Here is a 12,871-nt window from a genome sequence, read left to right as displayed (position 1 = left end):
TCAGTGATCGGGGTGTGGGCGCCGGAGGCGCAACAGGTTGCCGTGGTGTGGTCGGCGCCGGACGAGTCGGGTGGTGCGGTGACGGGTGAGCTCACGCTGTCGCCGATGACGCGCGAGGCCGGCGGCTGGTGGTCCTGGAACCCCGGCGACCAGCTCGAGGCCCGGACGATCGACTACGCCTTCAGCATCGACGGCGGCGACCCACGGCCCGACCCCCGCAGCCCGTGGCAACCACGTGGCGTCCACGGCCCGAGCCGCACGTTCGACCCGGCGGCATACCCCTGGGGTGACGCCGCCTGGCGCGGCACCCGAGACGGCCGCGGAGTCTGTGGCGGCGTCGTCTACGAGCTGCACGTGGGCACCTTCACGCCCGAGGGCACCTTCGACGCGGCGATCGCCCACCTCGACCACCTCGTGGGGCTCGGCGTCGACCTCGTCTCCATCATGCCGATCGCCGCGTTCGACGGCCCGTGGGGCTGGGGCTACGACGGCGTGCACCTGTATGCCGTCCACCAGGCCTACGGCGGACCCGCTGCCTTCCAGCGGTTCGTCGACGCGTGCCACGAGCGTGGGCTGGGCGTCGGGCTTGACGTCGTCTACAACCACCTCGGGCCGACCGGCAACTACCTCGGGGAGTTCGGGCCCTACTTCACCGACGCCCACCACACACCGTGGGGGTCTGCGGTCAACCTCGACGGCAACGGCAGCCACGAGGTGCGCCGCTGGATCATCGACAACGCCGTGAGGTGGATGCGCGACTTCCACGTCGACGCGCTCCGGCTCGACGCGGTGCACGAGCTGCGCGACGACTCGCAGCCGCACCTACTGGCCGAGCTCTCCGACGAGATCGCCTCTCTCGCAGCCGAGCTGGGGCGTCCACTCGATCTCGTGGCCGAGTCAGACCTCAACGACCCGATGATGGTGACGCCCACCGCCGCGGGCGGTCGTGGAATGACGGCGCAGTGGGACGACGACATCCACCACGCGCTCCACGTCGCCCTCACCGGTGAGACCGCCGGCTACTACGCCGACTTCGCCGGTGGCACCGAGGCGTGGCCGGAGGGCGGGTCGCTCTCGGTGCTCGCGAAGACGCTGACCGACGCCTTCCTCCACGACGGTCGCGTCTCGACCTTCCGGGGGCGGGTGTGGGGTGTCAAGGTCGACCCCGAGGCGCAGTCGGGTCACCAGTTCCTCGCCTATCTGCAGACCCACGACCAGGTGGGCAACCGGGCGACCGGAGACCGCATCAGCGACTCGATCTCGCCGGGGCAGCAGGCGATCGGCGCCGCGCTCTACCTCCTGTCGCCCTTCACGGCGATGATCTTCATGGGGGAGGAGTGGCGGGCCAGCACCCCCTTCGCCTACTTCACGTCCTTCGGCGACGAGGATCTGGCCGACGCGGTGCGCCGGGGTCGCCGGGCCGAGTTCGCCCCGCACGGCTGGGCCGCCGCCGACGTGCCCGACCCGCAGGCCCGCGCCACCCGCGACGCGAGCGTGCTCGACTGGACCCAGCCGATGGCGCCGAGCCACACCGAGATGCTGCACTTCTACGTGGCCCTCACGAAGGTGCGGCGCACCGAGCCCGACATCGCGTCGGGCGACCTGCGCGAGACGTCCGTGGAGTTCGACGAGGACGCCCGCTGGCTCATCATGTCCCGCGGCAAGGTGCACGTGGTTGTCAACCTCGCGGGGCGCTCGCAGGTCGTGCCGTTCTCCGGAGAGGTCTCGCACGTGCTCGCCTCGTGGGGCCGCGCACCGATCGTGCGCGGCGACGGGGTGCGCCTCGACGGCCACGACGTGGCAGTCCTCCGCACCTTCTGACCGCTCCACCAATCGAAAGAGCAGTTCGTCGGGCTGTTCGTGCCCGTCGCCCTCGTCAATCGAAAGAGCGCTTCGTCGGGATGTTTGTGCCCGTCGCCCTCGCCAATCGAAAGAGCGCTTCGTCGGGATGTTCGTGCCCGTCGCCCTCGCCAATCGAAAGAGCAGTTCGTCGCCCTTTGTCCGCGACCCCACGGGCGCGCTCGGCGGCGACGAACTGCTCTTTCGATTGTCTTGGGGGTGAGGTGTTCTGTCTGGGCTCGCGACCGTCGAGGGTCGTCGTCAGGACTGCTTGACCCGGACCATGCCCTCCTGGGCCGTCGTCGCGACGAGGACGCCCTCACGGGAGAACATGTGGCCGATGGCGAGGCCCCGGCCGCTGATGGCAGAGGGCGACTCCTGCGCGTAGAGGAGCCAGTCGTCGGCGCGGGCGTCGCGGTGGAACCACATGGAGTGGTCGAGGCTGGCCACCCGCAGGCGGCGGTCCGTCCAGACGAGGCCGTGGCGGCGCAGCACTGGCTCGAGGAGCGAGTAGTCGCTGGCATAGGCGAGCACGGCCGCGTGCAGCAGCGGGTCGTCGGGCAGGCGGTCGACGGCGCGCATCCACACGTGGTTGCTCGCGACCTGCTCGGGTCCCGCATCCACGAAGAGGTTGCCTTCGACCGGCCGGAGCTCGATCGGGCGGGCCTCGGCGATGTGCCGAGCGCCGGGGTGATCGACCCCGCGGAAGGCCTCGGCGAGCGAGCGAACGTCCTCCGGCGAGGGCACCTGTGGCGCCGGGTCCTGGTGGTTCAGGCCTCCGGCGCGCACCTGGAACGAGCACACCATCGACATGATGGGGGCGCCCTTCTGCACGGCGTGCACCCGTCGGGTCGAGAAGGAGTTGCCGTCACGCATCTCCTCCACGGCGAAGCGGATCGGCAAGGTGTCGTCGCCAGGGCGCATGAAGTAGCCGTGCAGGGAGTGGATGGGCCGTGCGGTGTCATCGGCGCCGAGGTCTCCGACTCCGCCGGCGCCCCGCACCGTCAGGCCTGCGGCCATGACGCATTGCGCGAGAACCTGACCGCCGAAGACCCGGCCGTGCGGCATCTTCTGGCTGCGGCCCTCGAAGACCCGTGCCGACGACGCACCGATGGACTCCGCCGCGTCGCGGCCAGCGACGTCGGTCACGGAGATCTGCGCGGTGCCGACGTCCTTGAGGTCGAGCACGTCGAGCAGGTCGTCGATGGGCGACAGTGCGGGGGAGTCGTCGGTCACGAGGTGACCTTACCGAGGCCGCTGCCCCCGCCGAAGACTCCCTGCCCGATCCCGCTCAGGCCTCCTGGGCGAGGACGAGCGGGAGGACTCCCGGCGCACCTGCCTCGCGCAGCAGGCCCGCACACACGGTGAGGGTCCACCGGGAGTCGGCGACGTCGTCGACGAGCAGGACCGGCCCCGGTATGCCGCGCAGCCGCTCGGCGAGGTCGGGACCCACCGCGAGGCGACCCCAGACATTCGCCAGCCGGAAGGCGCTGTTGCCGCCGGGCTCACCCACGGGACCGCCCTCGACGAGGTCGAGGGCCCCGAGGTAGGGCAGGCGCCCGAGCTCACCGAGTCCGGCAGCCAGGGAGCCGACGAGCTCGGGACGCCGCCGGGAGGGGATCGACACGATGGCCACCGGACGCTCCTGCCACCCCCAGCCGGCGAGCACGTCGACGCAGGCCCGCACCACCTCGGCCGGCACCACGCGGTCGGGCCCCCGGAGCAGTTCGCGCAGCCGCTGGCCCCAGCCGAGGTCGGACAGGCGTGCCACCGCGCGACCCTCGTCCATGGCGATGGCGGGCGCGATCTTGCCCTTGAGCGGCACGCCGAGCCGGTCCATGCCCGTGGGCCACTGGGCGCGGGTGTCGAGCACGACACCCGGCCGCTCGAGGCGTGATCTCGCCGTGTTGACCGCAGCCTCGGGGATGGTCGTGTCGAACCACGGGGTGACGCAGCGGTCGCAGCGACCGCACGGCTCTGCGGTGTCGTCGTCGAGGCACTCCTGCAGGAACGCCATGCGGCACTCCCCGGTGCGCTCGTAGTCGACCATGAGCTGCTGCTCGCGCTCGCGAGCCTCGCTCACCCGGTCGTAGCGCTCGGCGTCGTAGGTCCACGATGCACCGGTCGCCCTCCAGCCGCCCGGCACCCGCTGCACGGCCCCGTCGACGTCGAGCACCTTGAGGAGCAGCTCGAGACGGGTGCGGCGCACGTCGACGATCGACTCGAGGGCGACGGTCGACAGCGGCCGCCCCGCCTCGGCGAGTGCCCGCAGCACGGCATCGGCCTGGTCCTGCCGCGGCATGGACGCCGAGGCGAAGTAGCGCCAGATGTCCTTGTCCTCCGGTCCCGGCATGAGGAGCACATCGGCGCGCTCGGTGGCCCGGCCGGCTCGGCCCACCTGCTGGTAGTAGGCCACCGGCGAGCTCGGCGCGCCGAGGTGGAGCACGAAGCCGAGGTCGGGCTTGTCGAAGCCCATGCCGAGCGCCGACGTGGCGACGAGCGCCTTGACCTCGTTGTCGCGCAGGGCCGTCTCGAGCCGCACCCGCTCGGAGGTCTCGGTGCGCCCCGTGTAGGCCGCGACGGCATGGCCGGCCTCACGCAGCGCCACGGCGACGTCCTCGGCCGCCGCCACCGTGAGGGCGTAGACGATGCCCGAGCCCGGCAGGTCGGCGAGGTGGGCGATGAGCCAGGCGAGCCGCTGCTCGGGCGCAGCGAGGGGCAGCACACCGAGACGCAGGGAGGCGCGTGCGAGCGGCCCGCGCAGCGTCAGCACGTCGCGGCCTCCGGCACCGAGCTGCTCGACGACGTCGGTGACGACCCGGGCGTTCGCGGTCGCCGTCGTCGCGAGCACGGGCGTGCGCTCGGGCAGGGTCGTCAGCAGGTCGCGGATGCGTCGGTAGTCGGGCCGGAAGTCGTGCCCCCAGTCACTGATGCAGTGGGCCTCGTCGACGACGAGCAGGCCGCACGACTCGGCGAGCGCCGGCAGCTGCTCGTCGCGGAACCGCGGGTTGTTGAGCCGCTCGGGGCTGACGAGCAGCACGTCGACCTCGCCTCGGGCCAGCGCCCCGGAGACGGCACCCCACTCGTCGGCATTGGTCGAGTTGAGCGTCACGGCACGGATGCCAGCGCGCTCGGCCGCGGCGATCTGGTCGCGCATGAGGGCGAGCAGCGGGCTGACGATGACCGTCGGACCGGCGCCCTCGGCCCGACGCAGCGCGATGGCGACGAAGTAGACCGCCGACTTGCCCCACCCCGTGCGTTGGACGACGAGCACGCGGCGTCGACCCTCGACGAGCTCTGAGATGGCCTCGAGCTGCCCGTCACGGAAGTCGACGTCGTCGCGGCCGACGAGGCGCCGCAGCGCCGCGGTGGCGCGCTCGCGCAGGTCGACCATGGCGGGGGCGGTGGGGGAGCTCGACATGCACCCAACCTACGTGGCGCCCCCGACGACACCGGACGGCATACCCCCGCCTGTCCACACCCGCGCCTCGGTCGGCGGGGGTGTGGACAGGCTGGAAGGATGGGCCCATGACTGACCCGGCCGACCACACGCCGTACGCCGCGCAGGTGGCACTGCGCTGGTCCGACATGGATGCCTATGCGCACATCAACAACGTGCAGTTCCTGCGTCTGCTCGAGGATGCGCGTGTCATCGCCTTCCGCGACTGGTTCGAGGCCGGGGGAGCGACCGACCGCTCGCTGCTCGAGGAGGGCGTGCTCGTGTCGCGGCACGAGATCGAGTACCGCCGACCGCTCGGCTTCCGGCACGAGCCCGTGGAGATCCAGCTCTGGGTCTCGCGCGTCGGTGGCGCGGGCTTCGACATCGCCTACATCGTCACCGACCCCGACGGCGTGGGAGACGGCCCCGAGGGCACGATCTACGCCGTCGCGGAGACCGAGCTCGCCCTCTACGACTTCCGCACCGCGATGCCCCGTCGCATGCGACCCGACGAGCGCGCCTCCGTCCTCGAGCACGTCGGCGGCGCGGCTCCCTTCCGCCGCAGGCGGCGGTGACCAGTGGCGCCCGCCGTGACCGAGATCGACCTCGGCAGCCCCCGAGCGCTCGCAGACCTCGCCACCTTCGTCGGCCGGGCCAAGCAGGCCAACCCAGACGGAGCGGTCCGCCTCCAGCTCATGGGGCCGCTCCTCGTGACGACGGTCGCCGTGCTCGAGGGGACCGGACTCCTCGGCGAGGGAACGGTCCTCGGGCTGCGCGTCGTGCGCGTCGCCACCGTCGACCCGGAGGGCACCGTCGACGCGACGGTGGCGCTCGCGGCGGTGTCGGACCGGCTCGCCCGCGCCGATGTCACCACGAGCACTCTGAGTGTGCCGCCTGCCGAGGTGCGCGTGGCATGGGCCGCGCTGGCCGCGCCGCGCGAAGGGTGGGAGCCCGTGGGCGCCCTCATGTGCGAGGACGTCGACTCCATTGCGCGACAAGGCATCTCGCAAGTCGCTGAGGGAACGCCCGACGGCGCGGGCGGTCAGGCAGTCGCTGCGCTTCGCCGGCGCGTGTGGTCCTCGATGAGCGACACGGTGCCGCCGATCGCGGCCGGGCTCGCCTTCGGCGCGCACGTGCTCGGCTTCACCGCGCCCGGTGAGCAGGCCGCCGTCGCCGCCCACGGGCGGTGGACGAGGCTCAGCACCTCGCGCGGCCACGTCCTCGTGCGCTGACGGCGGGCTGCGATCACGGGCGCCGATCCCCTATGCCGTCCGGCCGGGTCCACGTGCACCGGCCGGGGAGCTCACCCGGGCCACCGCACGCGGCTGCGGCGTCAGGGAGCGCCCGTCCACTGACCGCGCTCGAGGAGGACCTCCTTGAGCACGTCGATGCGGTCGCTGACGAGGCCGTCGACGCCGAGGTCGAGCAGACGGCGCATCTCGGACGCGTCGTCGATCGTCCACACGTGCACCTGCTTGCCGTGCCGGTGGGCCGACTCGATGAAGCGCTCGGTGGTGAGCTCGAGCCGGCGCCCGCGCACCGGCACCGACGGCGGCACCTGGAGCACCTCGGCCGGGGTGTGGAGCATCGCCGTCAGCCAGCGGGGCGAGAAGCGCAGCAGCGCGGTGCCCGGGACACCCGCTGCGGTGACGACGCGACCGCGCGAGAGCCGGCGGAACTCCGACAGGTGCCGCTGATGGAAGGAGCCGACGCAGACCCGGTCCTGCAGACCGTGCTCCTGGATGAGCTCCCACAACGGACCGGCGGTGGCGGGCGCCTTGAGATCGATGTTGAGGCAGGTGTCGGGGAAGGCCCCGACGACCTCGGCGAGGAGCGGCACCCGGTCGTGCTCGGGCCCCGGCCCGAGACGGGCTCGGCGGACCTCGTCCCAGGACAGGTCACGGATGCGGCCGGCGAGGTCGCTCACGCGGTCGAGCCGCGTGTCGTGGAAGGCAATGAGGCGCCCGTCCCTCGTCAGGTGGACGTCGGTCTCGAGGTGCGTGTAGCCGAGCGCGACGGCGCGGCCGAACGCCGTCAGGGTGTTCTCGAGCCCCACGTTGGGCGCATAGAGGGCGCCGCCACGGTGAGCCAGGGCCACAGGGGTGCGCGCCAGGTAGGGCCGAGAGCTCGCCATGCACCCGAGGCTATCCGTGCCGGCTCCGGACCCGGTGTCAGGCCGTTCAGAGGCGCCCGAGGGTCAGAGCCCCAGCTCGGCGGCAGTCGTGCCCCGGCCCGCCACGAAGACGGCTCCATCGTTCATCATCCAGAGCACGACGTCGTTGGGACTCTCACTCTCCAGGTGACGATAGAGCTGCCACTGCCTCGTGGCGGCTGGTCCCTTGACGACGATGTCGGTGCCGGCATCGGGCTCGGCGTCGGAGCCGTAGGCGACCACACCATCCGCGAACGTCACGCTGAAGCCCTCGGCGAAGCCCTTGACCTGACCCTCCGGAAGGGCCTCGAGGATCTGCTGCACGATCTCGAGGGGCAGATCGATGTTGATCATCCATCCGGACATCTCAGGGTCTTCTCTCCAGGATCTCGCCGTCGCGGGTGATGACGAGCACGACGTCGAGGCGATCGTAGCGACGCAGTGCCGCGTCGACCTGCCGCACCGCCTCCTCCACGGCGAGGGGACATCGGGCGAGGTCGATGACGACTCGCGGTGACTGCTCGCGGGCGTACCTCACCGCCTGGGTGATGGTGCCGGAGCCACTGCCGAAGGGAGCCTTGAACTCCCAGGTCTCACCACCGATGAGGGCGTCCGGTGACTTCGCGTCGTCGGCGCGAGGAAGGAAGTCGACCGTGAAGCCGGCGCGGCGCAGTCTCTCGGCCGTGTAGAGCTCGTGCGCCTCCGGCGCCGGGGCCTTGGAGGCGAGCACTTCGTGCCGCGGCGAGATCCGGTCGTCCAGCACGAGGGCGAGGGCGTCGAGGTGCTCTTGACGCCGCACACCGATGAGCTGGTCGCTCGTGGCCAGCGCGGGTGCTCGTCGGGCGCCGGCGGCCAGGAGCGTGGCGGTCGGAACCGGGCCGCCGCCGGCCCCTGACCGCAGGGCCTCGAGCGCCGATGTGAGTGTGGCCGTGCGCTGCTCGTCGACCCTTGTCTGCTCGAGCTCGATGTCGGAGCGGATGAGCGAGATCGCGAGGTCGTCCTCGGCGGTGCGGTTGGTGTCTCCCGACACGAGGGTGACGAGCGCCGAGCCCAACGCCTTCGGCCCTTCGCGCCAGGCGACGGCGAGCGCCTTGGCCTCGGCCAGGGTGCGCCACATGGAGAGGTTGGCGGCATCCTGTCGTCGTGCCACCGTGACGAGAGCAGCCGAGGCCGACTGCTCGAAGTAGCCGACCCGGGCGGCCAACCGGTCGAGCGGCAGGTCGAGGGACGGTCCGAGCGCCAGGCCGCCGACGCCGGACTCTCGCGCAGCCCGGGCGAGGAGTGCGCCCCGCCCGAGCTCTGCGTCGATGAGCCTCCGGTAGCCGGCAGCGGGCGCCTTGCCGGCCCGGGTCGTGTCGACGCCGACGGCGAAGGCGCCGACGAGCCCGCTCAGCTCGTCGAGCCGCAGGAGGGGCTGGTAGCCCTCGCTGACCTTCACGGTCCAGGAGTCGACCGCGATGACATCGGTCCGCCGCAGCGCGAGGTCGATGGCATCCGGCATGGCGATGACCCAGTCGACGGCGGCCGACTCAAGCGCTGCGGTGCTGCTCTCGTAGACGGCGGTCGTCGAATGCTCCTGCTGCGCAAAGGAGTTGATGCGACCGATCTCGCTCATGACCCGGGCCCGCAGGGCGGCCGCCGTCTCGCTGGCGCCGCCGGCCGCCGCCATGAGCCGGGTGAGGTCGGCGCTCGTCGCGAGGGAGAGATCGGGGTGGGTCGCCGACGTGCTCGCCTGGTAGGTGACCCACCGACGGGCCAGGGCCTCGGCCAGGACGAGCTGACCACCGCGCGAGTTCGTCAGCCCGTGGCCGTCCACGGGAGTGGAGAGCAGCTCGGCGACTTCTTCCCGGTCGTCTCCGACCTCGGCGAGGAGGGTGTGCAGCGCATCGCCGGTCACGTCGGCGTCATCGAACAGCGATGCGAAACGGTGGCCTCCGGTGTCGGCGCTGCTGCCGTGCACGCGCTCGGCGTCGTCGTCGCGCGTCTCGCCGATCTCGGCGGAGGCGGTCCCTGCTGCGAGACGAGCGAGGAGGGCCGTCGGGAGGGGCACCGACCACCCGGACAGGCGCGCGCCGACGACGAGCTGCCCGACGGCCCAGTAGCCGGTGACGCGGCTCCGTGTGGCGTCGTTGCCGACGACCTTGCCCATCGACGCAACGAGGTCGTCGCGCAGCAGGGCCGCGGCGGACTCCACCTGTCGAGCGGTGCGGGCATCACGACCCCCCGATCCCGTGGGCGCAACGGCCGTGAGCAGCACAAAGCCCAGTTCACCGACCGCCTGCCGGGTCAGGTCGACACCGGTGGTGGCGGAGGCGTCACCGAGCAGCACCACGAGCCGGTTGACGCCGTCGACGCCGACCTCCTCGACGAGGGCCTGTGCATAGAGGGGGTCGCCGCGGTGCTCCTGGAGGGTGTGCACGAGGTCGCCCACCTCGGGCGGCGTCACGGATCCGGCGCCCCGACCGAGCAGTCGCCTCGCCTCTGCTGCCCCGGCCATGGCGGACGCCCTGACGTCGGACGCGCGCGCAGCTCCACTGGCGATGGGCAGGCCGTGAACCAGCCTGTCGCGCAACGACGTCGGATGCGGGTCGAGGCTCCGTGGCAGCCCCTCGTCATTGAGGGAGGCGAGGGCAGCCGTCGCCCGGAGAGCAGCCCGGTCCAGCTCCTCGACCAGCTCGGCGTGCCGACGCGACAGGCGTGCCGTGACTGCCTGCCGCTCCTCGTGGAGTCGCGCGAGCAACCGGCCGGCGTCGAGGTCTGCCCCCACGCGAAGGCGGACGGCTGCGACCGTGTGCTCGTGCGCCTCGGTCGCACGGTCCCACTCGTGCTGGAGGGCGCGCACCGCATGCTGGCTCTGCTCGAGCGCACCGGCGCAGCGCTCGAGGGCGACAGCCGCCTCCGTCAGCCTGCCCACTGCCGAGGTGCACCGCTGCACCAGCTCCGCCGACTCGGCCACGGCCGCGTCGGCCGCTGGCCCGGACCAGACCTGAGGCAGGACGGTGACCAGCCGGCCGCGCAGGCTGACGGTGGCACGGGCCGTCTGCTCCGCGCGCCGCAGCCTCACGGCCGCACTTCGCAGGACGGCGGCGTCGCCGGGGGGTGCGGGCAGGGCGCCGGCCCCCGAGACCGACCCGCCGGCGCCGGGGGAGTGGGCGCGACTCACGCTCGCGCCCTCACCACTGCGGCACGACCGTGCGCACCAGCGAGCGACCCGAGAGCTGCGGCCGCCGTGAGCTCGGTCTCGCGGTCGCCTCGCACCGCGAGGTCAATCCCCCCGCAGAGCGCCGCGACCGCATCGGCCATGGCGTCGAGGAGCCGGGCGTGCACGAGCCGGAAGCGGTCGAGCTCGGCGGCCAGCTGCGGCTGGCCCGAGCCCACGCCGCACCGGGCCGTCGCCGACGCCGCGGCAACCACCTGGGCTGCCTCGCGCAGGAGGGCGGGATCGCCGCTGACCGCGGCTCTCACCGAGGCGACCCCGTCGCGGTCCATCTCGTAGCGCGCCATGGAGCGACCCTAGGAAAGATCCCCGAGCCGCTCGGCGACTTGTCCACAGGAACGACCAGAGGGCACCCCGCGCCGCGGGATGCCCTCTGGTGGAGAGGTTTTCGTCAGTGCCAGACGGCCCAGACGGTCGTGTCGCGCGGCACGCGACCGTCGTCGAGCGCGCCGGAGGCCACGACGACCTCGGCACCCTCGGGCAGCTCCACAGGCGACTCACCGAAGTTGGTGACGACGAGCACGCGCTCGCGGCCGTCACCCCCGTTGGCGAGCGCGAGGACGTCGGCGGCATACCCCTCGACGAAGGTCAGCGACCCCGTGCCGAGACCGAGCATGCGGCGCTGGTGCAGGAGGGAGCGGTAGAGCTCGAGGGTCGAGCCCGGGACGCCTTCCTGGCGGTCGACGGCGTAGTCGGCGTAGGCGGCCGGCTGGGGGAGCCACGAGGCGTCGGACGGGCCGAAGCCGAGGCTCGGCGCGTCGCCCACCCAGGGCATCGGCACGCGGCACCCGTCACGCCCGGTCTCCTTGCCCTCCGTGCGGGCGAAGGTCGGGTCCTGACGGAACTCGGCCGGCATGTCGGTCGAGTCGGGCAGCCCGAGCTCCTCGCCCTGGTAGATGTACGCGCCACCGGGCAGCGAGAGCATGAGCGCCGTCGCGGCGCGGGCGCGCTGCAGGCCCAGGGCCCGGTCGGGCTGGGGGTCGGTGGCGGAGATGCCGTTCATCCGGTGGGTGCCGACGGGGAAGCCGAGACGCGAGGCGTGCCGCACGACGTCGTGGTTGGACAGCACCCAGGTCGAAGGGGCGCCCACGGAGTCAGCGGCCTCGAGCGACGAGCGGATGACCGAGTGCAGCGCCTCGGACTCCCACGGCGCACCGAGGAAGTCGAAGTTGAAGGCCTGGTGCATCTCGTCCGAGCGCACGTAGCGCACGGCACGCTCCTGCGGCTCGACCCACGCCTCGGCGCAGAGGATGCGGTCGGGCGCGCCGTACGAGTCGAGGATCGCGCGCCATGACCGGTAGATCTCGTGCACGCCGTCCTGGTCCCAGTACGGGGTGTTGACCCGGTGGTGGTCGTCGGCGAAGTCGGTGTTGCCGAGCATCACCGTTCGCTCCTCGCGCGTGTCGGGCAGGCCCTGCGCCTTGATGAGGCCGTGGGCCACGTCGACGCGGAAGCCGTCGACGCCGCGGTCGAGCCAGAAGCGCAGGATGGCCTCGAACTCGGCGCGCACCTCGGGGTGCTCCCAGTTGAAGTCGGGCTGCTTGGGGTCGAAGAGGTGCAGGTACCACTGGCCCGGCTCGCCGTCCGCATCCGTGACGCGGGTCCACGCCGCGCCGCCGAAGACCGACTCCCAGTTGTTCGGGGGCAGCTCGCCGCGCTCGCCGCGACCCTCGCGGAACATGTAGCGCTCCCGCTCTGCCGAACGCGGCCCGGCCGCGAGCGCCGCCTGGAACCAGACGTGCTCGTCGGAGGAGTGGTTGGGAACCATGTCGACGATGACCTTGAGCCCGAGCTCGTGAGCGCGCTCGATCATGGCGTCCGCGTCGGTGAGGGTGCCGAAGATCGGGTCGACGCTGCGGTAGTCCGCGACGTCGTAGCCGGCGTCCGCCTGCGGTGAGGTGTAGAAGGGCGAGAGCCACAGGGCGTCGACGCCGAGGTCGCGCAGGTGGTGCAGGTGCGAGGTGATGCCCGGGAGGTCGCCGATGCCGTCGCCGTTGCTGTCGGCCCACGAGCGCGGGTAGATCTGGTAGATCACCGCGTGCCGCCACCAGGCCGCATCGGGCCGGTCGGCGTGGTGCACCGGGGTCGAGGCCTCGCGGATCGCCTCGGCGGTCGCGTCGTCGGGCCGGTCAGGGGTCAGGGTGGAGGTTGCTGCTCGGGTCACGATCCACCATCGTTCCGCATCGACGGCAAGATTCAAAACAGGTTTGCAAGAAATTGCAGG

Annotated in this window: 10 protein-coding genes; 3 read left to right on the top strand and 7 right to left on the bottom strand. The window is 72.3% G+C overall.

The features are described 5' to 3' along the window. Positions 1-3 precede the first annotated feature (3 nt). The gene (gene treZ, locus FHX52_RS07865; protein WP_141822105.1) at positions 4-1,821 is read left to right on the top strand and encodes a malto-oligosyltrehalose trehalohydrolase; all 1,818 of its coding nucleotides are present in this window, start codon (positions 4-6) and stop codon (positions 1,819-1,821) included. Positions 1,822-2,100: 279 nt separating this feature from the next. On the opposite strand, the gene FHX52_RS07860 is transcribed toward treZ, so the two are convergent. Continuing rightward, a complete protein-coding gene (locus FHX52_RS07860) occupies positions 2,101-3,075 on the bottom strand; it encodes an acyl-CoA thioesterase (RefSeq protein ID WP_141821385.1) in 975 nt (324 codons plus the stop codon). 55 nt (positions 3,076-3,130) lie between these two features. Next, positions 3,131-5,260: a RecQ family ATP-dependent DNA helicase gene (locus FHX52_RS07855; protein ID WP_141821384.1), complete on the bottom strand. Its 2,130-nt coding sequence runs from the start codon at positions 5,258-5,260 to the stop codon at positions 3,131-3,133. A gap of 107 nt (positions 5,261-5,367) precedes the next feature. Here FHX52_RS07855 and FHX52_RS07850 point away from each other — a divergent pair, with 107 nt between their 5' ends. After that, positions 5,368-5,853 carry an acyl-CoA thioesterase gene (locus FHX52_RS07850; protein WP_141821383.1) on the top strand — a complete coding sequence of 162 codons (486 nt, stop codon included), beginning with the start codon at positions 5,368-5,370 and terminating at the stop codon, positions 5,851-5,853. Positions 5,854-5,868: 15 nt separating this feature from the next. Then, positions 5,869-6,510 carry a DUF8185 domain-containing protein gene (locus FHX52_RS07845; RefSeq protein ID WP_141821382.1) on the top strand — a complete coding sequence of 214 codons (642 nt, stop codon included), beginning with the start codon at positions 5,869-5,871 and terminating at the stop codon, positions 6,508-6,510. 101 nt (positions 6,511-6,611) lie between these two features. Here FHX52_RS07845 and FHX52_RS07840 read toward each other — a convergent pair whose 3' ends face one another. From FHX52_RS07840 to FHX52_RS07820, 5 genes are all read right to left on the bottom strand, one after another. Beyond that, a complete protein-coding gene (locus FHX52_RS07840) occupies positions 6,612-7,412 on the bottom strand; it encodes a glycerophosphodiester phosphodiesterase family protein (RefSeq protein ID WP_141821381.1) in 801 nt (266 codons plus the stop codon). A gap of 63 nt (positions 7,413-7,475) precedes the next feature. Next, on the bottom strand, positions 7,476-7,784 hold the full coding sequence (locus tag FHX52_RS07835; RefSeq protein ID WP_141821380.1) for a hypothetical protein: 309 nt from the start codon (positions 7,782-7,784) through the stop codon (positions 7,476-7,478). Between the two features lie 13 nt (positions 7,785-7,797). Next, positions 7,798-10,593, bottom strand: coding sequence for a CdiA C-terminal domain-containing protein (locus FHX52_RS07830; protein WP_141821379.1), 2,796 nt, complete (start codon positions 10,591-10,593; stop codon positions 7,798-7,800). After that, entirely contained in the window at positions 10,590-10,934 is a 345-nt protein-coding gene (locus FHX52_RS07825) for a hypothetical protein (protein WP_141821378.1), read from the bottom strand. The genes FHX52_RS07830 and FHX52_RS07825 overlap by 4 nt, the downstream gene beginning before the upstream one ends. A 104-nt stretch (positions 10,935-11,038) precedes the next feature. Then, positions 11,039-12,811 carry a glycoside hydrolase family 13 protein gene (locus FHX52_RS07820; RefSeq protein ID WP_141821377.1) on the bottom strand — a complete coding sequence of 591 codons (1,773 nt, stop codon included), beginning with the start codon at positions 12,809-12,811 and terminating at the stop codon, positions 11,039-11,041. Positions 12,812-12,871: the final 60 nt, after the last annotated feature.

The organism is Humibacillus xanthopallidus (assembly GCF_006717145.1).
Taxonomy (GTDB): domain Bacteria; phylum Actinomycetota; class Actinomycetes; order Actinomycetales; family Dermatophilaceae; genus Humibacillus; species Humibacillus xanthopallidus.
The sequence above is the reverse complement of the archived record's forward strand: the minus strand, read 5'-3'. Positions and strand labels throughout refer to the sequence as shown.